Genomic DNA, 21860 nt, shown 5'->3' with positions numbered 1-21860 from the left:
AGCTTGCTCGCGATGGGGCCAGAACCGGCGCCGCATATTCAGAGCTGCTGCGCCAACACCTCAACCTGCTCCTGCCGCTCCGCCTGGTTCAACTTCGGATGCGCATTGAGCGACGACCACTGCGGATGCGCCCGAGCCTTGTTCAGTGCCTCGGGCAGTTTGCCTTCGCGCCAGGATTTGTCCTGGGGGGTGGCGACCTGAATGCTGTCCATCGCCGCATGCCCACGCGCATTGAGCGCTTGCAGCAGTTGCCGCTGACGCAATGCCAATAGCCGCAGCACGCTGTCATCGACGGTCAGCTCTCGCTGGCCTTTGATCTTGCCCAGCAAGCGGCTGCCATAACTGCGCGCGGTTTGCAGGGCGCCACCGGCAATCGCCCCGGCCAATGCCGCCACGCCGAGGGTCAGGCCACCGACCAGCAGATCCACGCCAGCACCGGCCGCCGCGCCAGCCGCGATACCACCACCAACCCGGACCCCCAGTTGTTTGAGGGTTTCCGGGTTGAACAAGTCATCGCCCCAGCGGCCATCGAGCAGTGGCAGATCACTGGCCGCCGCGTCCTGTGGGCGGAAGGCATAGAGCTTGAGCAGCGCTTCGACACAGCGTTGTTCCCGCTGTCGAACCGCTTTGCGCAGTTCATTGATGGCCTGCTGTTCTTGCTCGGCTTCGCTGACCACGCTGCGCCGGCACGCGGCGCAGTCGATCAATAATTCTGCAATCAGCCGCGCCGCACTCTGTTGACGAGCCAGGCGTTGTGCTTGCTGATCGGCGATCAGGCGTTCCAGTTGTGGCCGGGCGTTTTCCAGCAGCAGCGCGAGGCTTTCATACAGTCGCCGTTCGCCATCTTCCGGCGGCGCGACGCTGTCGAAACGCACCAGTGCGTGCAGGCCCAACCGCGCCAGCGCTTCGCGCCAGTCCGGCTCGCGGTGGTTGGCGCTGCTGACGAAATTCAGCACCGGCAGCAGTGGTTTGCCGCAGCTGGCCAACACTTCCAGTTCGTCGCGGTACTTGGCCAGCACCGGTTCCCGGGCGTCGATCACGTAGAGACCGGCGTCGCAGGTCAGCAATTGCCGCAGCACCTTGGCTTCCTGTTCGAAACGCTGCCGGGCTTCGCTGCCTTCAAGAAATCGCGCTAACCGTGCCGGGCCGTCGAGGCGTTCACCCGGTCGTTCCAGACGTTCGAGGTAGTCGAGCAGGGCGATGGCGTCTTCCAGGCCCGGCGTGTCGAAGAGGTCGAGCAACGGCTCGCCATCCACCGACAACCGCGCGCCTTCCACGTGTCGAGTGGTGCTGGGGCGATGAGAGACTTCGCCGAAGCCGACATCGCGGGTCAGCGTTCGCAGCAACGACGTTTTGCCGACGTTGGTGTGGCCGACCACTGCCAGCTTCAAGGGCGCTTTCCACGGATTAGTCATGACCGCTCTCCAGCCAATTCAATGGAGCGCAATCGGCGAACGGCAAGTCCAGCTGCTGCAACGCCACGTGCCAGTCGCCCAGCCTTTCGGCATCCAGCGCTTCGCCCGGCGGTGCTTGCAGCAGCCAGACGCGAGTGGCGCTGGCGTTGCGCGCCAGTTCGGCGATCAGTGCCAGACTGCCGCGGTCCGGCGAACGTCGCGGGTCGCAAGCGATGGCCAATCGGGCCGGGGGGAAACGGCTCAGCTGTTCGAGAAGTTTGTTGCGCGATTCGCGACTGTCGAGGATGCCGGCGTTGCCCACGGTTTTCGGCAGTGGCGGCGGCCAGGGGCGTTGATCGTCCAGCTCGATGGCGACCAACAGCGCGCCATCGCTTGGCAGGTCGCTGACACCGCTTTCAATACGATGCAACTGCTCTGGCGCAGCGTCGCTGATGCCCAGGCGTTCACTGGTCGGCATCAGCCGTTCGCGCAGTTGGGCATAACCGGGCAGGTTCAAATCCAGACGCAATGCCGCTTGCCCGGTTTTCCAGCGCCACAGGCAGAACAGCGCCAGCAACAGTCGCGGCAAAACACCGTAGACCACCAGCACGCCGACCAGCCATGTTGCCCAGGCCTGACGGGCGCTTTCGATGTTCAGCGCGGCATCGCCGCTGGCGCGGATCATCTCCACGGTCGGTACGTTGAAACCAAGCATGGCGGGCAGGGCGCCGAGAGCCTGAGTCATGGCGACAAAGGTGTCGCCGCTGAGAAGGGTGGTTTCCCAGACGAAGCCGTAACGCCGGGTCGCCATCAGCATTAACAGCATCACCAGCGCGCTGAGCATTGCCAGCAACCACAAACCGTTGACCAGTACGCCGACCGCCCAGCGATTGAGTTTCTGTCGTTGCAGCAATAACAACAGGGCCGGCGCCAGTTGCGCGGCTTTGGCATCGCGAGCGAGTTTTTCGCTGAGCCATAACCACAAGCGGCCGAGGGTGGCGCCGTGTTCGCCGGCGAAGGCCAGGCCCAATGCCCAGCTCAGCAATAGAATCAGGTTCAACCCGAGCAGACTGCCCAAGGCCCAGAACACATTCACTGGAGTTTGTCCGTCACCCAACGCGGCAAACGCCAGGCCGGCGCCGCTGGCAATAGCGAGAACAGCCAGCACCAACAGTGCCAGCCGCGCACCTTGCAGCCAATGTTTGAGGGCGCTGGTCAGCCCATCGCGGTCCGCCAGCCACAGGGCACGGCGTTGAATACGTGTCGGCAGATCGCCGCCCGCGCTGCGGGCCAGTCGGTTGGCTTCCAGATCATCCAGGGGGCCGGCGTGTTCTTCACGCAGGCGCACCGTCTCGGTCAGCCAGAGGTTTTGCAGTGGAGTCAGTTCAGTCACGCGGCATCCCGTCGCTCAATTGAACGGTGAGCATAACCGCTGTGGCGCTTATCGGGGTACGGGAGGCTCTGGTATCCTCGCCGGCATGACTAAATCACTCCCCCTCAGCCTGATTGCAGCCCTCGGTGAAAACCGTGTGATCGGCGTCGACAACAGCATGCCCTGGCACTTGCCGGGGGACTTCAAATACTTCAAGGCCACCACCCTCGGCAAGCCGATCATCATGGGTCGCAAGACCTGGGATTCCCTCGGTCGTCCATTGCCGGGCCGGTTGAACATCGTGGTCAGCCGTCAGACGGATCTGCTGTTGGAAGGCGCGGAGGTTTATCTGTCGCTGGAGGCCGCAGTGGTTCGCGCTGAAGAGTGGGCGCGGGAACAGGGTGTTGATGAGCTGATGCTGATTGGTGGGGCGCAGTTGTATGCGCAGGGGATGGCTCAGGCTGATCGGCTGTATTTGACGCGCGTGGCGCTGAGCCCGGAAGGGGATGCGTGGTTTCCGGAGTTTGATCCGGGCCAGTGGAAACTGGTGTCCAACACCCCGAATCCTGCTGAAGGCGACAAGCCTGCGTACAACTTCGAAGTGTGGGAAAAGGCTTAAAAGCATCGCGAGCAAGCTCGCTCCCACAGTGGTTTGAGGTGAATCACAAATTGTGTGAACACCAAAGATCCCTGTGGGAGCGAGCTTGCTCGCGATAGCGGTCTGTCAGACGCCGATCAAGCGTGAGCCAACTCCGAATGCTCATCCGCATCCAGCAGTTCTTTATCGGTCTGCTGCATGATCTGGCTGGTGATCGCCCCCGCCGTAATCGAACCACTCACATTCAACGCCGTACGGCCCATGTCGATCAGCGGCTCAACCGAAATCAGCAACGCCACCAGTGACACCGGCAAGCCCATCGCCGGCAACACGATCAACGCGGCAAACGTCGCACCACCGCCCACGCCGGCCACACCGGCCGAACTCAGCGTCACAATCGCCACCAACGTCGCGATCCACAGCGGGTCCAGCGGATTGATGCCCACAGTCGGCGCAACCATCACCGCCAACATCGCCGGGTACAGACCGGCACAGCCATTCTGGCCAATGGTCGCGCCAAACGACGCGGCGAAACTGGCGATGGATTGTGGAATGCCCAAACGGCTGGTCTGGGCTTCGATGCTCAGCGGAATGGTCGCGGCGCTGGAGCGGCTGGTGAAAGCAAACGTCAGCACCGGCCAGATTTTGCGGAAGAAGCGCAGCGGATTGATCCCGGCCGCCGACACCAGCAGGCCATGGACCACAAACATCAGGCCCAGCCCGATGTAGGAAACCACCACGAAACTGCCGAGTTTGATGATGTCCTGCAGGTTGGAGCCGGCGACCACTTTGGTCATCAGCGCCAATACGCCGTACGGAGTCAGCTTCATCACCAGACGCACGAGACGCATCACCCAGGCTTGCAGGGTGTCGATGGCGTTGATCACTTTCTGACCTTTTTCGACGTCATCTTTCAGCAGTTGCAGCGCTGCGACGCCAAGGAATGCAGCAAAAATCACCACGCTGATGATCGACGTCGGCTTGGCGCGAGCGAGGTCGGCGAACGGGTTTTGCGGAATGAACGACAGCAACAGCTGCGGCACATTCAGGTCGGCAACCTTGCCCGCGTAGTCGGTCTGGATGGTTTGCAGACGCGCCATTTCCTGAGTGCCGGCCACCAGGCCTTCGGCGGTCAGGCCAAACAGGTTGGTCAAACCGATACCGATCAGCGCCGCGATTGCGGTGGTGAACAACAGTGTGCCGATGGTCAGGAAGCTGATCTTGCCCAGCGACGAGGCGTTGTGCAGACGGGCCACGGCGCTGAGGATCGAGGCAAACACCAGCGGGATCACGATCATTTGCAGCAACTGCACGTAACCGTTGCCCACCAGATCGAACCAGCCGATCGAGGCTTTCAGTACCGGGTTGCCGGCACCGTAAACGGTGTGCAGAGCCACACCGAAGACCACGCCCAGCACCAACGCGAGCAGGACTTTTTTCGCCAGGCTCCAGGTGGTGTGACGGGTTTGCGCCAGGCCAAAGAGCAGGGCGAGGAACACCAGCAGATTGAGGATCAGCGGCAGATTCATTGGAACTCCGATAAAGACTTGTGCCGGCTACCTTCCGGGGCAGCCGCGAACCGGCAAGCCTAACAGCTTGATATCTAATGAATTAATATCAAAAACATCTGAATACTGTCGTTTTTGGAATAAGCGAGTGTCGCTGACAGAGATGCAGCTGGCGCAATAGGCACGTTAGCGGTCGCAGGTAGACGAGAGGTGTCATATTAATTTGATAGCGTCGATCTCTTTGATTCAGGGTCTTTTAATAAGGGAAGTATGCCGATGAAGCTCGCACCGAAATTTCTGGTCGCTGCACTCTGCCTGGGCCTCGCCGGCCAGGTATTCGCCACGGATTTGAAGCATTGGCCAGCCGATCAGGCCAAGGCGCTGGATGCAATGATTGCCGCCAACGCCAACAAAGGTAACTACGCGGTGTTCGACATGGACAACACCAGTTACCGCTACGACCTCGAAGAGTCGTTGCTGCCGTTCATGGAAAACAAGGGCCTGATCACCCGCGAGAAACTCGACCCCTCCCTGAAACTGATGCCGTTCAAAGACACTGCCGACCACAAGGAAAGCCTGTTCAGCTACTACTATCGCCTCTGCGAAGTCGACGACATGGTCTGCTATCCATGGGTCGCCCAAGTGTTCTCCGGCTTCACCCTCCAGGAACTCAAAGGCTACGTCGATGAGTTGATGGCGTCCGGTAAACCGGTGCCGGCGACGTATTACGAAGGCGACGTGGTCAAGAAGCTCGACGTCAATCCGCCGAAAGTCTTCACCGGCCAGGCAGAGCTCTACAACAAGCTGATGGAGAACGGCATCGAGGTCTACGTGATGACCGCTGCCTCCGAAGAACTGGTGCGCATGGTCGCTGCCGATCCGAAGTACGGCTACAACGTCAAACCGCAGAACGTGATCGGCGTGACCACGCTACTCAAGGACCGCACTACCGGCGAGCTGACCACGGCGCGCAAACAGATCACCGCGGGCAAGTATGACGAGAAGGCTAACCTCGGACTCGAACTGACCCCGTACCTGTGGACCCCAGCGACCTGGATGGCCGGCAAGCACGCGGCGATCCTGACCTACATCGACGAGTGGAAAAAGCCGGTACTGGTGGGCGGCGATACGCCGAGCAGCGACGGTTACATGCTGTTCCACGATGTTGACGTGGCCAAGGGCGGCATCCACTTGTGGGTCAACCGCAAAGACAAATACATGACCCAGCTTAACGGCATGATGGCCAAGCACGCGGCGGCTCAGGCCAAGGAAGGGTTGCAGGTTACGGCGGACAAGAACTGGGTGATCGTCAAGCCAGAAGAGATTCAGTAAATGCCACGATAATCGCACCCGCACAGTGTGTGGGCGCGACCGGCCCCGCCAATGCGGGGCTTTTTTTTGTCCGGAATAACGACGCGCGGTGGCTGTAAGCTGCCTATATTCATTGGTTAATCATTGGGTGATACGGTGCTGGGCAGTTGGCTCGGGCAACGACCGAAGGAACGGGGGCATGCGACGATTACATCGGGTCTTTATCGCGTGGATGATCACCACGCTGAGCGGATACGGCTGGCTTTGCACGAGTGCGGCGGCTGAGTTGATGCCGCGAAATGATCAAGTCATTTCACCAGACGTGCCTCAAGGGGCCTCGACCCTGAACTTGAGTAAACTGGTGGGCAAACTAAAAGCCTCGCGCAGCACGTCGGTCAGTATTGTGCAACTGGGCGACTCTCACACGGCTGCCGATTTGTTCACAGGCGAAATGCGCCGACTGTTCCAGAAACAATACGGCGTCGGCGGCATTGGCTTCATCGCGGCGATGCCTGTACCTGGCACTCGTTACGATGAGGTTGTTCTGTCGACGGTAGATGGGCAGTGGCGTCTGGTTTCCAGTCGCAATCAGTACAGTGGCGAGTTTCCATTGGGGGGCTATCTGTCGCTGCCCATGAGCCCGGGCGCAGGGGTGCATATAGAATCACGAGCATCGAATGACGGCATATATCGAATATCGGCGCTGTACCGTGCGCTCTTCAATAGCCGCCTGACCGCCAGTGCTGGAGGGGTCTCTGCCAGTGTCGAGCTGTTGCCAACATCTGGACAGTGGCGTTTCAGCCCGGCTATCCAACCCGTAAGTCTGCCGGTGGATCTGGTGATAGCCTCGAATCAGACCGTAGAACTGGGAGGCTGGAACATCGAGTCTTTGACAGAGAGTGGAGTGACGTACTCTGCATTGGGTGTTAATGGTGCGATGTTGAAGATTCTCGATAGGTGGCAATACGGCTGGCAAAGCACTCTGCAAGCCTTGCGCCCTGACTTGCTGGTACTCGCGTATGGGGGTAATGAAGCATTTGACGACGATCTGGACCTGACACTTTATGAGGCTGACCTGAACGAGAAGCTTGTCCTGTTGCGACGCACCTTGCCTGATATCGTGATCTTGCTGGTCGGGCCAGCAGACTCGATAAAACAACGGTCCGCTGACTCGTGCGTCGGGCGCCAACCGGCAAAACTGGCTCAGATCATTCAAATTCAAAGGCAAGCAGCACTGAAGGCCGCAGCCTTGTTCTGGGACTGGCAAGCTTACATGGGCGGCGCCTGTTCAATTGAGCGCTGGCAGGCAGCGCATCTGGCTCAAAATGATCTGATTCACCTGAATGGTGAAGGTTATAAAAAAAGCGCCGGCGAACTTTACGATTACCTGCAAGCCCGGCTGGTGGGGCCGTAAAGCGAGATCTCATCTTCGGCCCATAAAAAAGCCCCGCACTTGGCGGGGCATTTTTTTGTTCGACGGTTAAGTTTTACAGCCCGTCGAGCATTGCCTTGTTACGCACGGCACCCTTGTCGGCGCTGGTCGCCAACAGAGCGTAGGCCTTCAGTGCGGTGGTCACCTTGCGTGGACGTTTTTCCACAGGCTTCCAGCCTTTCTGATCCTGCTCGGCACGACGGCCGGCCATTTCTTCGTCGCTGATCAACAGGTTGATCGAGCGGTTCGGAATGTCGATCAGCACTTTGTCGCCATCCTGCACCAGACCAATCGCGCCACCCGCCGCCGCTTCCGGGGAAGCGTGGCCGATGGACAGGCCCGAGGTGCCGCCGGAGAAGCGACCATCGGTGAGCAGGGCGCAAGCTTTGCCCAGGCCTTTGGATTTCAGGTACGACGTCGGGTACAGCATTTCCTGCATGCCCGGGCCGCCTTTCGGGCCTTCGTAACGAATGATCACGATGTCGCCGGCCTTCACTTCGTCAGCGAGGATGCCGCGTACGGCGCTGTCCTGGCTTTCGAAGATCTTCGCGTTGCCTTCGAAGACGTGGATCGACTCGTCGACGCCAGCGGTTTTCACCACGCAGCCATCCAGCGCAATGTTGCCGTAGAGAACGGCCAGGCCGCCTTCTTTCGAGTAAGCGTGTTCGACACTGCGGATGCAGCCGTTTTCACGGTCGTCGTCCAGGGTTTCCCAACGGGTCGACTGGCTGAACGCGGTTTGCGTCGGGATGCCCGCCGGACCGGCCTTGAAGAAGTGATGCACGGCTTCGTCGTCGGTCTGAGTGATGTCCCACTTGGCGATGCCTTCAGCCAGGGTCTTGCTGTGCACGGTCGGCAGGTCGGTGTGCAGCAGACCGCCACGGGCCAGCGAGCCGAGGATGCTGAAGATCCCGCCGGCGCGGTGCACGTCTTCCATGTGGTACTTCTGGATGTTCGGCGCGACTTTGCACAGTTGCGGCACGTGACGGGAGAGACGGTCGATGTCGCGCAGGTCGAAATCGATCTCGGCTTCCTGGGCTGCGGCCAGCAAGTGCAGGATGGTGTTGGTGGAACCGCCCATCGCAATGTCCAGCGTCATGGCGTTTTCGAACGCCTTGAAGTTGGCGATGTTACGCGGCAATACCGACTCATCGTTGTCGCCGTAGTAACGCTTGCACAGCTCGACGATGGTGCGGCCGGCCTGCAGGAACAGCTGTTCGCGGTCGCTGTGGGTGGCGAGGGTCGAACCGTTGCCCGGCAATGCCAGGCCCAGGGCTTCAACCAGGCAGTTCATCGAGTTGGCGGTGAACATGCCGGAGCACGAACCGCAGGTCGGGCAGGCGCTGCGCTCGTACTCAGCGACTTTCTCGTCAGAAGCGCTGGAGTCGGCGGCGATCACCATGGCGTCGACGAGGTCGAGACCGTGGCTGGCCAGTTTGGTCTTGCCGGCTTCCATCGGGCCGCCGGAAACGAAGATCACCGGGATGTTCAGGCGCAGGGCAGCCATCAACATGCCTGGGGTGATCTTGTCGCAGTTGGAGATGCAGACGATGGCGTCGGCGCAGTGGGCGTTGACCATGTACTCGACGGAGTCGGCGATGATCTCGCGGCTCGGCAGCGAATACAGCATGCCGTCATGGCCCATGGCGATGCCGTCATCCACGGCGATGGTGTTGAATTCTTTGGCGACACCGCCGGCGCGTTCGATTTCGCGGGCGACCAGTTGGCCCAGGTCCTTGAGGTGGACGTGGCCCGGTACGAACTGGGTGAAGGAGTTGGAAATGGCGATGATCGGCTTTTTGAAGTCGTCATCTTTCATCCCCGTGGCGCGCCACAGTGCGCGGGCGCCGGCCATGTTGCGGCCATGGGTGGATGTTTTCGAGCGGTAATCAGGCATGAAGCACTCCGGGCGGCTAATCAGGTATCAAAAGGGAAGTGAGCTTCTATTGACGTCTGGAACACTCAGAAATGGCCGTGTGTCCGGAAGTTGCCGATAACTTTGCGGGATCGCCGCGCGCTTCAGCTTGAGCTCATAAACCCGCCGGGGGATGACTGGCGATGAATGTCGCGATTCTACACGGCTGGCGTCAGGAGGGAATGCCGGAAAAGGGGGATCCAGCGCTGACGGAACGTGTGGGATGACGACCGGCAGGAATCACCCGCTATTCAGCGAGAGCTGCCGACGTGTGATCAGTGCATTGAAGGAAACGCCGACGGTGCTCAAGGCGAGGAAACTCAATGCGAGAGTCGTTTGCAGATGGGCTCCACTCAGATTGATCAGGGCGCTGATCACCCCGCCGAAGATGAATACCAGCGTGTTCCCGGCCGACGCCGAGGTGCCGGCCATGTCCGGAAAAACCTCCATCGCCTTCGAGGTGGCGACAGGGCGGACGATGGTCGTGCCGGCAGTGCAGATGATCATAGGGATCAGCACGGTCAGGGCTGAAAGCCCCAGCAGATTTGAGAGCATGAGCATTACCAGCCCCGAAAAGAAGATCAGGCTCAAACCAACAATGATCTGTGTATTGGGTGCGATCCGCCCAGCGAGGACTCGAGCGACAATGCCGCCGATGATGTAGGCCACGCCATACAGCAGCAGTGTCAGGGAAAACTCGTAGGCCGAAAGCTGCAACTGCTCCATGAAGATCAGGGGCGAGATGACAATGAAGGAAAAGTGGCAGGTGAAGGCGATGGCGGCGATCAGCCAATAGCCGAGGAAACCCGCATCGCGACAGACGCGCCGGTAGGACTGAAGAATGCTTCGGCGCGGGGTTGTGGCGGTGTGCCGGTTTTCAAGAAAGAAGCAGGCCTTAAGGAACACGGCGGCGGCGAGGGCAATAAAGATAATGAAGCTTGCGGGCCAGTCCAGTGCCTGTTGCAACAGGGTGCCAGCCAGTGGCGAGACGGAAATGAAGATCCCGCTGGCGGTGACCATCAGAATCCGCAGTTGATCCCGCTCCTTGCCGTCGAACAGGTCCTGGACCAGCGCCTGCGAGAGTACGAAGCAACCGCAGCCGATGGCCTGCACCACCCGGAACATCAGGAACCAGGCGTAGTCGGTGGACAGCACGCAACCCGTCGCACCGACGATCGAGACCGCCATTCCCACCAGCAGCAGACTTTTGCGCCCGATGACATCCGAGAGCGGCCCGACCAATAGTTGGGAAAGTGCGATCCCGATGGCAAACAGACTGATGGAAAACGCGATGTCGCCTGGTGTGGTCCGGAAGTGTTCGGCCAGCGCCGGGAACGATGGCAGCAGAACATCCAGAGGGAAGACCCCGAGCATCACCATGGACATTAACAGGGTGATCGCAGAGCGGCGGTGTTTGACACTGACCGCAGATTTTCCTTCATCCATCGACAAGTCCTGCCTGTGCGAAGAGCTGCTGGTTAAAAGGCAGGTCGAAAAAACCTGCCTTTTCCATTGCCTGTAGCGTCGCGCCTGCACCTGATCGGGCGCGCTGAAGGCAGGCTTGCGGGCCGGTCAGGGCACTGAGGATTTCTGCGACGCAATTCTCCCTGAGGCCTACGCTGTTCAGGCTTTCCTTCAGCCATCGCTCATCGACTTCAAAGAAAATCAGGAGGATGTCCACCAGCAGCTTCGCGGCGAACGTGCGTTGGCTGCTGTTCAGGGTCAGCCACAGATAATGGAACACTTCGCAAAAATAACGACTGTGTCGGGCCTCGTCGGAGAGGTGGTCCCTGAGCATTTCCTGGACGCTGGACACCAGCTCGTTGCGGCAAACCTCGAGCAGTTCCCTGGCGATGATGGTCTCGGACACGAAGCCGACGAGAAACCAGGCCAGCGCCTTATGCCTGTCAGGTGCGTGGTCAAGCAGGGCGTTCAGTCGGGTAATGCGGTGCGGCATCACCGGGCGTTGGGTCATGCCATAGAGGTCGGCTATCTGCTCGGCGAGACTATTGGAGAACAGCGCGTGATAACCCTCATCGGTATAGAGCTGGAGGGCGGCCGTTTTCATCCGTCGGGGGATAGTGGCACCGAGCTCATCGTGGACGATGGTTTCCACGGAGCGGTTGACGATCCGATGTTCGAGCCGGGTGGTGTAGTCGAGGAAATACACCAGATGGTTGGCTGATAATCGATGGATGATCGCACTGCCGGCTGCTTCGATCACTGGGTGATTCAGGTAGGGCAAAAAGGCAGGCGGGAACCAGTGCCGTGTTTCCAGTTGCCGTTCCAGATCTGATGGCAATTGATAGGTGTGCTCGCTGGTTCGTACCGAGGCTCGGGCATTCCAGTCGCCGAGTGTGAAGCGCTGTGCCCAGGCGTCGGGCAGTGACAGTTCGTCTGTGCGGGGCTCGGTCATTGGTGTGAGCCTCGACTGCTTAGCAGTGCTTTTAATTCCTTGCACATCACTTGCCCGTCACTCTGGCCGCAGCCCACAAAAAACAACGGTTGTTCGGCGCTGTCCTCGATTCCCAGCAACGTTTCGACCTGATCGTCGGCCAACGCACCGGTCAGCCAGGTGCTTAACCCAAGTGCGGTGGCCACCAGTTGAAAGGTCTGGGAAATATGACCTGCCTCGACGTAAGCCATTCGGTAGGCCCGCGAGTGTTCATATTTCCACCACAGTTTGTCGAAGCGAGCGGTGATGAACAGGCCGACTGGCAGGTTGTTGATGAAATGCTGCCCACATAACAATTGGCCCAAGGGCGAGTCAGGCACCGGATTGACGAAGCTCAACGCATGTTCGTCGGGGTGGTAGGCGTAGAGCCCGGGATTCAGGCAGCTGACGTTCTGAACATGCAGAAAACCTTCGCAGGCATTCAGCCCGCCACCGGATGGACTGCTGCGCCGGGCGCCAAGACCTTCCGCGATGGTTTCGTCGATGTCGTTGTCGCGCTCACGTAGATAGCCAAGGGACAAATACAAAAGAGTGCCCACATCGTCGAGAGAAACCCCTTCACCCGTGAAGGAGCGACAGGTCTTTCGGTCGATCAACGTCTTTGCAAGTGCGCTTTGCGGCAGACAGAAAGGTTGGGGCAGGGCAATCCGCTCGCTTGTCGGGCGTTCTGTGAGTCTGACCTGCGGGGCAGGAGTGGCCAGTACTTCGGCGCAATGGTCCAGATAGTGTCTCGACCATTCATTAATATCTTGGGGGACGTATTCACAAGGAATGTTCTTGGTGCCGATATGAAATATCTTCGACAGTTCATCCCAGCCCCATTCCAGGGTGTCTTGTATTGAAGTTGTGAGTATTCCCGCGTTCAGGAGTTGCGTGTCTATTATGTTGTTGTCATCAAATTTTTCAGGGTTGTCGATAAGGTGTGCAAGGCGGGTTGAATATTCAAGGTTCAATTCGAACTGTTTGTGGTTCTTGTAATCCCAGACTATTTGGTCGGGTGAACGAGGAAGTATGAATATATAAGGGTTTATCTGCATGATTGGCGACTCACTCTGGTCTTTGCCATAGAAAACGCTGGGTAGCCGGCACTCCCCAGCGTTTCATTTACTTAGCGGACTTTTGGCGCAACCAGAAAAGCCAGGTTAGCGATTTTGTTGGTTTCCAGAGTAATTGCTTTCATGTTTTGAACTCCTTGTAATTGATAGTGAGTGTCACTCCTTTGTGACGACTTAATCATAGTTTGTAATGAGTTCTTATCAAGGGGGAATTGGGTAGGAATGTTCCAGTAATTTTGTCGGATCGATCTGAGGGTTGGATGAATCTTGTAAGTTCTGTCCGTTAAAATAAAAGACGAAGCGAAACTTCCTGCAAGTCATTAAGACTGCCGGGGTAGGAAGTTGGAGAGTTCGATAACAGAAAACAGAACGGGGAGCCGGCCGGCTCCCCGTTAAACCGGCGAAATCAGCTGTTTGGCAGCAGACGGCAGGTGATGCTCTTGATATAGCGGGTTTCGGCGATGGCCGGGTGAACCGGGTGATCCGGGCCCTGACCGCCGCGCTCCAGCATCTGGATGTTGCGGTCCAGGTGACGGGCGCTGGTCAGCAGGATGTTCTGCAGATCGTCTTCCGGCAGGTGCATCGAGCACGAAGCGCTGACCAGGATGCCGTCCTTGCTGAGCAGGCGCATGGCTTGCTCGTTCAGGCGACGGTAGGCACCTTCACCGTTTTTCATGTCTTTCTTGCGTTTGATGAACGCCGGAGGATCGGCAACGATCACGTCGAAGCGCTCTTCGCTGGCTTTCAGCTCTTTCAGGGCTTCGAACACGTCACCTTCAATGCAGGTCATCTTGTCGGCGAAACCGTTCAGCGCGGCGTTGCGCTCGACGCCGTCGAGGGCGAAGGCCGAAGCGTCGACGCAGAACACTTCACTGGCGCCGAACGCAGCCGCTTGCACGCCCCAGCCGCCGATGTAGCTGTACAGGTCCAGCACGCGTTTGCCTTTGGCATAAGGTGCCAGGCGTGCACGGTTCATGCGGTGGTCGTAGAACCAGCCGGTTTTCTGTCCCTGGATGACGGGCGCTTCGAATTTCACGCCGTTCTCTTCCAGGGCAACCCACTCCGGCACCAGGCCGAACACGGTTTCGACGTAGCGGTTGAGGCCTTCGGCATCACGGGCAGCGGAGTCGTTCTTGAACAGAATGCCGCTAGGCTTGATCACCTGGGTCAGCGCTGCGATCACGTCTTCTTTATGGGCTTCCATGGTTGCCGAAGCGATCTGTACCACCAGGATGTCGCCGAAACGGTCGACTACCAGACCTGGCAGCAGGTCGGAATCGCCGTAGACCAGGCGATAGAACGGCTTGTCGAACAGGCGATCGCGCAGGGACAGCGCGACGTTCAGGCGATGCACCAGCAGCGACTTGTCCAGCGGCAACTTGATGTCGCGCGACAAGAGGCGGGCGCAGATCAGGTTGTTCGGGCTCATGGCAACGATGCCCAGCGGCTTGCCGCCGGCTGCTTCGAGGATCGCCTGGTCGCCGGCCTTGAAACCGTGCAAAGGAGTGGCGGCTACATCGATTTCGTTGCTGTAGACCCACAAGTGGCCGTTTCGCAGGCGACGGTCGGCGTTGGCTTTGAGGCGCAGGCTAGGCAGGGACATGACGTCGCTCCGGAAAAAAGAGCGGGAGTATAGCGTGTTGCGCACGGCCAGGTTTGGCGGATGGACATGCGGTGAGGAAGGGCCAGGCATTTGATGAAACTTCAGGCGATGGACCGGCCAAGGTGTCGGATCCAACTTTATAAGGGTTAGAATCGCCGCCTGTCCCAGAGTGTGTACTTATGTCCCCAGAGCTGACTTCCGAACAGATTCAACAGTCCCTGCAAGGCATCAGCGTGCCGGCCCAGCCGCAAATCATGGTGGATTTGCAGATGGAACAGTACATGCCCGATCCGGATCTGGAGGTGATCGCGAAGCTGATCTCCCAGGACCCGGGCCTCTCTGGCGCCTTGTTGAAAATCGTCAACTCGCCGTATTACGGCTTGAGCAACAAGATCGCCTCGATTCAGCGTGCGGTGAATCTGCTGGGCAGCCGCTCGATCATCAACCTGATCAACGCGCAGTCGATCAAGGGCGAGATGAACGACGACACCATCGTTACCTTGAATCGTTTCTGGGACACCGCCCAGGACGTGGCGATGACTTGCCTGACCCTGGCCAAGCGCATTGGCACCCAGGCCGGCGATGAAGCGTACGCGTTGGGCCTGTTCCATGACTGCGGCGTGCCGCTGATGCTTCAGCGCTTCCCCAACTATATGACTGTTCTTGAAGAGGCCTACGCCAGTGCCAGCGCCGAATGCCGGGTGGTGGACACTGAGAATCGGGTGTTCAATACCAATCATGCGGTGGTGGGTTATTACACCGCCAAATCCTGGCGCCTGCCGGAGCATGTGACCGCCGCCATCGCCAATCACCACAATGCGTTGGCGATCTTCAGCGATGAGTCGTCGCGCAACAGTCAGCTGAAGAACCTGCTGGCGATCCTGAAAATGGCCGAGCACATTTGTGCGTCCTTCCGGGTGCTGGGCAACCAGCGTGATGACCACGAGTGGGACAGCATCGCACCGCTGGTTCTCGATTATGTCGGTCTCTCGGACTACGACTTCGAGACCCTCAAACAAACGATTCGTGACCTTGGCGCTCACCGCTGAGCGTTGCACAGCCTGATTCGAGAGCACCATGCCGGAACTGCCTGAAGTCGAAACCACCCGCCGCGGAATTGCGCCGCACCTGGAAGGCCAGCGCGTCAGCCGGGTGATCGTGCGTGAGCGGCGCTTGCGCTGGCCGATTCCCGAAGACCTGGATGTGCGGCTGTCTGGCCAGCGCATCGTGCTGGTGGAAAGACGCGCGAAGTACCTGCTGATTAATGCCGAAGTCGGCACGCTGATCAGCCATTTGGGGATGTCGGGAAATCTGCGTCTGGTGGAAATCGGCACGCCGGTGGCCAAGCATGAGCATGTGGACATCGAACTGGAATCCGGCCTGGCCTTGCGTTACACCGATCCGCGACGGTTTGGCGCGATGCTCTGGAGCCTCGATCCGCTCAACCACGAGTTGTTGATTCGCCTGGGGCCGGAGCCGTTGACCGTCCTGTTCGACGGCGACCGCTTGTTCCAGCAGTCCCGCGGGCGATCCATGGCGGTCAAACCGTTCATCATGGACAACGCAGTGGTGGTCGGCGTGGGCAATATCTACGCAACCGAAGCGTTGTTCGCCGCCGGTATCGACCCGCGTCGTGAGGCCAAAAGCATCTCTCGGGGGCGTTATCTGAAACTGGCGATCGAGATCAAACGCATCCTGGCGGCTGCTATCGAGCGCGGCGGCACCACACTGCGAGACTTTATCGGCGGTGACGGTCAGCCGGGTTATTTCCAGCAGGAACTGTTCGTGTACGGCCGTGGCGGTGCGCCCTGCAAGGTCTGTGGCACGGAGTTGCGGGAAGTGAAGCTGGGGCAGCGCGCCAGCGTCTTTTGCCCGCGTTGCCAGAGCTGATACGCCTAGGGTCTATAGTCAGTGTTCTGACTGCCTAGCCCAAGGACCGTGCCATGAACCTGTTTCGAACCGTTGTCGTCGTTTTGCTGCTGAGCGTCGGTGCGCCAGCGCTGGCGGCAAACACGGGCAGCGGCGACCCGCGTTACACCATCCAGAATCCCCCGGCGTACGCCATGCTCGGCGATTTGCTGATTGCCCGACCCTTGCTGGTCGTGGCGACGGTGATCGGTGCCGGAGCGTTTGTGGTGTCGTTGCCGTTTACCGCATTGGGTGGCGGCGTTGGCGATGCGGGCCAGGCGTTGGTGGTCGACCCGGCGAAAGCGGCGTTTGTGCGGTGTCTGGGGTGTATCGGGGAGGGGTTTGAGCAGAGGGAGTGAAGTCAGTTACTTCTTTGGTGTGGCTGATGGCCCTATCGCGAGCAAGCTCGCTCCCACATTGGATTTGTGATCGACGCACATCCCCTGTGGGAGCGAGCCTGCTCGCGAAGAGGCCCGTACAAACGCTACAAAACTATCTGAATCAAGCCTTACCAGTAATCTTCAGGTACTTCTCCATCAACTGCTCTTCAGTCTCCGGATGCGCTTCGTCCAGCGGAATGCAATCCACCGGGCACACCTGCTGGCACTGAGGTTCGTCGTAGTGGCCGACGCACTGGGTGCACAGGTTCGGGTCGATCACGTAGATCTCTTCGCCCTGGGAGATGGCGGCGTTCGGACACTCGGGTTCGCAGACGTCGCAGTTGATGCAATCGTCGGTGATGATCAGGGACATGCTAACTCCAGCCAGGGCGGAAGGCCCGGGCGCAATAAACCAATGCGCACAATTGTGCCGCATTGGCGCCCGCAGTGCACGCGGACGCCGCTTGAGCGGTTGTTACTTCTTGAAGCGCTCGTTCAGGGCGTCCGCCACCGCAGGGTGGACGAACTTGGTGATATCGCCGCCCAGGGCTGCGATTTCACGGACCAGCGTCGAGGAAATGTACGAGTAACGTTCGGACGGGGTAAGAAACAGACTTTCCACATCCGGCGCCAGCTGACGGTTCATGTTGGCCAGCTGGAATTCGTATTCGAAGTCCGACACCGCACGCAAACCACGCAGGAACACGTTGGCGTTCTTCTCTTTGGCGAAATGCGCCAGCAACGTCGAGAAGCCGACGACTTCAACGTTGGGCAGATGTTTAGTGACCTCGCGGGCCAGCGCCACACGCTGTTCCAGGGGAAACAACGGGTTTTTCTTCGGGCTGGCGGCGACGGCGATGATCACATGATCGAACAGGCGCGCGGCGCGTTCGACCAGATCGCCATGGCCCTTGGTAATAGGGTCGAAGGTACCTGGGTACAACACTCGGTTCATCGCGTCGTCCTGGCGGGAGTCCGTTGGGGAGTCGGATGGTATCGCAGCCTTCCCGGTCGGCCAAGTCGCCTTTTGGGTAAGAAAGCACTATAGACGATTGGAATATTCTCCCTTTTCATGGGTTTTTCAAACGTTCAGCCAAAGAAGTTGCCAGCTGCGCCGTCAGCCCGTAGACCGACAATTGTGGGTTTGCGCCAATGCTGGTGGGGAACAGCGAGCCATCATGAATCGACAGATTGCCTAGCTGATGATGCCGGCCGAGGCTGTCGGTCACGGCGTTTTTCGGGTCTTCACCCATGGCACAACCGCCCATCACATGGGCGCTGCCCAGGCGTGTGCGGTACAGCTCAAGGCTCAGGCCGTCGATCAGCGTGCGCGCTTCGGCGAGGGTTTTCACGTAGCGAGCGTCGGCATGCATGGGCATCACCGCATTGGCACCGCCCGCGAACTGGATCTCGGCCATGCTGTGGAACGCCCGACGCAATCCGTCCCAGGCATAGGGTGAAACCTGATAGTCGAGCACCGGCGTGCCGTCACCGCGCAACTCGACGCTACCGCCGGGGCTGCCCGGGTGAAAGCCGTCCCGCAGCAACGCCAACATGGCGTGGGTGTGGGGCAGGTTTTCCATGTGTTGGGCGTTTTCCTTGCCGAAGCCTCCGAGCAGAGTGGTCGCGAGCGCCGGGTGCAGCGGCGGCACTTCGAGTTTGTAAGACATTTTTCCGGTGGTGCCGTCCTGCCATTGGAAATGGTCGGAATAGATCGACTGTGGCGCACCATAGAACGGGTTGATCACTTCGTCGAACAGCCCGGCCGACATGTTCACCAAGTGTAGAAAAGTCCGTTTACCCAGTCGTTTGTGTGGGTCCGGTGCCTCGGAGCGCATGAGCAGCGCCGGGCTGTTGATCCCGCCACCGGCCAGCACATAATGCCGCGCCTTGACCGTGATCGTATGTCCGGTAGGTGCGACGCAACGCTCGTCCATTGCTACGCAATGCAAGCCCGTGACCTTGTCGCCGGCGATCAAGAGCTTTTCGGCGCGAGCCAGATAGAGCAACTCCCCACCTTTTTCCAGGGTCGCCGGGATAGTCGTCACCAGCATCGATTGCTTGGCATTGGTCGGGCAACCCATGCCGCAGTAGCCAAGGTTCCAGCAGCCACGCACATTGCGCGGGATCACATGCCAGGCGTAGCCGAGTTTTTCGCAGCCTTTGCGGATCACGTCGTTGTTGGCGTTGGGCGGGATCATCCACGGGGCGACGCCCAGGCGTTGCTCCATTTTCTCGAACCACGGCGCCATCTCGGCCGGCGTGTGGCCTTTAACGCCGTGTTCCTTGGCCCAGTGGTCGAGGGTCGGGGGCGGCGTGCGAAAGCTTGAGGTCCAATTGATCAGCGTGGTACCGCCCACCGCCCGGCCCTGAAGGATAGTGATCGCGCCGTCCTTGCTCATGCGGCCGATACCTTCCTGATAGAGGCTGGTGTAGGCCTGGTCTTCGAGCATCTTGAAGTCGCTGCTGGTCTTGAGCGGGCCTTCCTCGATCAGCAATACCTTGTAGCCCGCGGCGCTGAGGATTTCGGCGGTGGTGCCACCGCCCGCTCCGCTGCCGATAATCGCCACGTCCGCTTCGAGGGTCAGGTCCTGGGTCAGTTGTGAACCGTTATAGGTTTTCCAGCCACGGGCCAGGCCTTCGCGGAACGGATCGGGTACGGGCATCTTCAGTTCTCTTTTTATTTTGGATTCTGTGGTGAAGCGACTGACGCCATCGCGAGCAGGCTCGCTCCCACATGGATCGCGTAACCCCTGTGGGAGCGAGCCTGCTCGCGATAGGGTCGCCACGGTTTCAGACGGTGGGCGGTCCGGGATACCCGCAATGCGCCCACGACTCCGCCCGGCTGTACCACGCCATCATCACCAGTTGCAGCAAGGAGCTGTGGCCCATGCGCAGCAGACTTAACGAGCTGTTTTCCCAGCGATCGAGAAAGTGCCGGATCTCGTCGGCACTGGCGTTTTCCCAGCTGCCCCAGATCCCGGTAAGTGGTCCGCGAGTCACGGCCATTCCCAGCACTTCGAACAACTGCCGGGTCAGCTTGAGCATTTCCGACGACAGGTGATTCAGACCGTTATCCAGGCAGTGCAGGGTTTCACCGACAGCCGTCGGCATTTTTTCGACGGCCACAGCGCCGTCGAGCATCACCGGAATCAGAGCCCGCAGAAACAGCAAGTCACCGCTGCGCAGAATCACGAAACCGCTGGCCGGCACGCTCGATGAGCAACCGCTGAGGCTCGCGCCCAAACCGGCGGTGGCGAGAAACGCGCTGGCTCCCAGGCTGAACTTAAGCAAGCCGCGCCGTGACAGCGCGGGGGTATCGGACAGACTTGGGCTCATTATTGTTATTACCCGAAGGGAATGATCGTTAGCGGATAAACAGTTTCTGAATCAGCTTCTGAATGGCTTTTCCGTACGGCGGGTAGATCAATTTCGCCGCATTGAACCGCTGTTTGATCAGCACACCTTTGGCTTTGCTGAACGTCAGAAAACCTTCGTGGCCGTGGTAATGGCCCATGCCCGAGGCGCCGATGCCGCCGAATGGCATGTCGTCCTGAGCGACGTGCAGCAGGGTGTCGTTCAGGCACACGCCGCCGGAATGGGTTTCGTGAAGTACGCGGTGTTGCTCACGCTTGTCGTAGCCGAAGTAATACAGGGCCAGCGGACGGGGTCGTTGATTGATGTAGGCAAAGGCCTGATCCAGATCCTTGTACGGAACGATCGGCAACAGCGGACCGAAGATTTCGTCCTGCATCACCATCATGTCGTTGCTGACGTTGAGCAGCAGGCTGTGACTCATGCGGCGCCCCTGGCCCTTGTCGAACAACGGAATCAGCAGCGCGCCCTTGCTGGTGGCGTCGCTGATGTAGCCGTTGAGGCGCGCCAATTGTCGGTCATTGATGATCGCGGTGTAGTCCGGGTTGTCGGTCAGGGTCGGATAAAACCCGCGAACCGCCTGACGATAGGCTTCGACGAAAGCGCCTACGCGATCTTCCGGCACCAGTACATAGTCCGGGGCCACGCAAGTCTGCCCGGCGTTGAGCGTCTTGCCGAAAGCGATGCGTTCGGCAGCGTCCTTGAGTGGCACGTCGCGGGACACGATGGCCGGGGATTTGCCGCCGAGTTCGAGGGTTACCGGGGTCAGGTTCTCGGCCGCCGCACGCATCACGTGTTTGCCGATGCTGGTGGCGCCGGTGAACAGCAGGTGATCGAAACGCAATCTGGAGAACGCTACGCCGATATCGGCTTCGCCCAGTACCACGCAGACCAGGTCTTGCGGGAAGATTCGGCCCAGCAGTTCTTTGAGCAGCAAACCGGTGGCGGGGGTCGATTCGCTGAGCTTGAGCATCACCCGATTGCCTGCCGACAACGCGCCGACCAATGGCCCGATGGCCAGATACAGCGGGTAGTTCCACGGCACGATCACCCCGACCACACCCAACGGTTGATAAACGACTTTGGCCGCCGCGGGTTGAAAGGCAATCCCGACCTTGCGCTTCGACGCCTTCATCCAGCCTTTGAGGTGCTGACTGGCGTAGTGAATGCCGTGCAGGCTGGGCATCAGTTCGGCGAGCAGGGTTTCATCGGCGCTGCGATGGCTGAAATCCTGGCTGATGGCATCGATCAATGCCTGACGCTCATTGCTCAACAGATCGCGCAGGGCTTTCAGCCATTGCTGGCGCTGGGCGGCGGGTGGCATCGGGTTGGCGGCATACGCCGCGCGTTGGGCGTCGAACAGGGTCTGGAGCTCTTCCAGGGGCTGCTGCAGGTTCTGCAAGTAGGCGATGTCAGCAGTCATGGCCGGCTCCGGATTTATTGTAATGAGGGACGTTTTAGAGTCTATGCTCTATAAAGTCAAATGACATCCTGGCGCAGCTTTGTTTTATCCCCTCGCGGATAGGTCGTAAGATGCCGGTCAACGCACTTTGA

Annotated in this window: 19 protein-coding genes; 6 read left to right on the top strand and 13 right to left on the bottom strand. The window is 59.5% G+C overall.

Going from position 1 to position 21860, the window contains the following annotated elements; translation table 11 throughout:
- Positions 1-38: 38 nt before the first annotated feature.
- Both AC3IUE_RS30655 and AC3IUE_RS30650 read right to left on the bottom strand, forming a co-directional pair.
- Positions 39-1415, bottom strand: a complete 1377-nt coding sequence (locus AC3IUE_RS30655) for a GTPase/DUF3482 domain-containing protein (protein WP_056738896.1) — start codon at positions 1413-1415, stop codon at positions 39-41.
- Positions 1408-2787, bottom strand: coding sequence for a DUF2868 domain-containing protein (locus tag AC3IUE_RS30650; protein ID WP_489264554.1), 1380 nt, complete (start codon positions 2785-2787; stop codon positions 1408-1410). The genes AC3IUE_RS30655 and AC3IUE_RS30650 overlap by 8 nt, the downstream gene beginning before the upstream one ends.
- Positions 2788-2872: 85 nt before the next feature.
- On the opposite strand from AC3IUE_RS30650, the gene AC3IUE_RS30645 reads away from it, so the two are divergent.
- On the top strand, positions 2873-3385 hold the full coding sequence (locus AC3IUE_RS30645; RefSeq protein ID WP_489264553.1) for a dihydrofolate reductase: 513 nt from the start codon (positions 2873-2875) through the stop codon (positions 3383-3385).
- A 116-nt stretch (positions 3386-3501) separates the two neighbouring features.
- On the opposite strand, the gene AC3IUE_RS30640 is transcribed toward AC3IUE_RS30645, so the two are convergent.
- Positions 3502-4893 (bottom strand): L-cystine transporter, encoded by a 1392-nt coding sequence (locus tag AC3IUE_RS30640; RefSeq protein ID WP_046045195.1) that lies wholly within the window; start codon positions 4891-4893, stop codon positions 3502-3504.
- Between the two features lie 255 nt (positions 4894-5148).
- On the opposite strand from AC3IUE_RS30640, the gene AC3IUE_RS30635 reads away from it, so the two are divergent.
- Complete coding sequence (locus AC3IUE_RS30635) at positions 5149-6204, top strand: HAD family hydrolase (RefSeq protein ID WP_056738902.1); 1056 nt, start codon at positions 5149-5151, stop codon at positions 6202-6204.
- Positions 6205-6382: 178 nt separating this feature from the next.
- Complete coding sequence (locus AC3IUE_RS30630; protein ID WP_489264552.1) at positions 6383-7597, top strand: SGNH/GDSL hydrolase family protein; 1215 nt, start codon at positions 6383-6385, stop codon at positions 7595-7597.
- 73 nt (positions 7598-7670) lie between these two features.
- On the opposite strand, the gene ilvD is transcribed toward AC3IUE_RS30630, so the two are convergent.
- From ilvD to AC3IUE_RS30605, 5 genes are all read right to left on the bottom strand, one after another.
- Positions 7671-9512 carry a dihydroxy-acid dehydratase gene (gene ilvD / locus AC3IUE_RS30625; protein ID WP_008150549.1) on the bottom strand — a complete coding sequence of 614 codons (1842 nt, stop codon included), beginning with the start codon at positions 9510-9512 and terminating at the stop codon, positions 7671-7673.
- Between the two features lie 258 nt (positions 9513-9770).
- Positions 9771-10976, bottom strand: coding sequence for a multidrug effflux MFS transporter (locus AC3IUE_RS30620; protein ID WP_489264551.1), 1206 nt, complete (start codon positions 10974-10976; stop codon positions 9771-9773).
- Positions 10969-11946: a diiron oxygenase gene (locus AC3IUE_RS30615; RefSeq protein WP_489264550.1), complete on the bottom strand. Its 978-nt coding sequence runs from the start codon at positions 11944-11946 to the stop codon at positions 10969-10971. Before AC3IUE_RS30615 ends, AC3IUE_RS30620 begins: the two co-directional genes overlap by 8 nt.
- Positions 11943-13022, bottom strand: coding sequence for a SagB family peptide dehydrogenase (locus AC3IUE_RS30610; RefSeq protein ID WP_489264549.1), 1080 nt, complete (start codon positions 13020-13022; stop codon positions 11943-11945). Before AC3IUE_RS30610 ends, AC3IUE_RS30615 begins: the two co-directional genes overlap by 4 nt.
- A gap of 424 nt (positions 13023-13446) precedes the next feature.
- Positions 13447-14643, bottom strand: a complete 1197-nt coding sequence (locus AC3IUE_RS30605) for a class I SAM-dependent rRNA methyltransferase (protein WP_046045202.1) — start codon at positions 14641-14643, stop codon at positions 13447-13449.
- A 233-nt stretch (positions 14644-14876) separates the two neighbouring features.
- On the opposite strand from AC3IUE_RS30605, the gene AC3IUE_RS30600 reads away from it, so the two are divergent.
- The 3 genes from AC3IUE_RS30600 to AC3IUE_RS30590 are packed head-to-tail and all read left to right on the top strand — an operon-like array spanning position 14877 to position 16910.
- A complete protein-coding gene (locus tag AC3IUE_RS30600) occupies positions 14877-15692 on the top strand; it encodes an HDOD domain-containing protein (protein WP_185753135.1) in 816 nt (271 codons plus the stop codon).
- Between the two features lie 28 nt (positions 15693-15720).
- Positions 15721-16533: a bifunctional DNA-formamidopyrimidine glycosylase/DNA-(apurinic or apyrimidinic site) lyase gene (mutM, locus tag AC3IUE_RS30595; protein ID WP_489264548.1), complete on the top strand. Its 813-nt coding sequence runs from the start codon at positions 15721-15723 to the stop codon at positions 16531-16533.
- Between the two features lie 53 nt (positions 16534-16586).
- Positions 16587-16910 carry a hypothetical protein gene (locus AC3IUE_RS30590; RefSeq protein ID WP_046045205.1) on the top strand — a complete coding sequence of 108 codons (324 nt, stop codon included), beginning with the start codon at positions 16587-16589 and terminating at the stop codon, positions 16908-16910.
- Positions 16911-17052: 142 nt separating this feature from the next.
- On the opposite strand, the gene AC3IUE_RS30585 is transcribed toward AC3IUE_RS30590, so the two are convergent.
- The 5 genes from AC3IUE_RS30585 to AC3IUE_RS30565 form a co-directional block, all read right to left on the bottom strand.
- Positions 17053-17304: a YfhL family 4Fe-4S dicluster ferredoxin gene (locus AC3IUE_RS30585; RefSeq protein WP_056738918.1), complete on the bottom strand. Its 252-nt coding sequence runs from the start codon at positions 17302-17304 to the stop codon at positions 17053-17055.
- A 102-nt stretch (positions 17305-17406) separates the two neighbouring features.
- On the bottom strand, positions 17407-17886 hold the full coding sequence (coaD, locus tag AC3IUE_RS30580) for a pantetheine-phosphate adenylyltransferase (RefSeq protein ID WP_008150570.1): 480 nt from the start codon (positions 17884-17886) through the stop codon (positions 17407-17409).
- 115 nt (positions 17887-18001) lie between these two features.
- The gene (locus AC3IUE_RS30575) at positions 18002-19597 is read right to left on the bottom strand and encodes a GMC family oxidoreductase (RefSeq protein WP_489264547.1); all 1596 of its coding nucleotides are present in this window, start codon (positions 19595-19597) and stop codon (positions 18002-18004) included.
- A 127-nt stretch (positions 19598-19724) separates the two neighbouring features.
- The gene (locus tag AC3IUE_RS30570) at positions 19725-20270 is read right to left on the bottom strand and encodes a twin-arginine translocation pathway signal protein (RefSeq protein ID WP_489264546.1); all 546 of its coding nucleotides are present in this window, start codon (positions 20268-20270) and stop codon (positions 19725-19727) included.
- A gap of 28 nt (positions 20271-20298) precedes the next feature.
- Complete coding sequence (locus AC3IUE_RS30565; RefSeq protein ID WP_489264545.1) at positions 20299-21729, bottom strand: coniferyl aldehyde dehydrogenase; 1431 nt, start codon at positions 21727-21729, stop codon at positions 20299-20301.
- Positions 21730-21860: the final 131 nt, after the last annotated feature.

The organism is Pseudomonas sp. GL_093 (genome assembly GCF_057837605.1).
The sequence above is the reverse complement of the archived record's forward strand: the minus strand, read 5'-3'. Positions and strand labels throughout refer to the sequence as shown.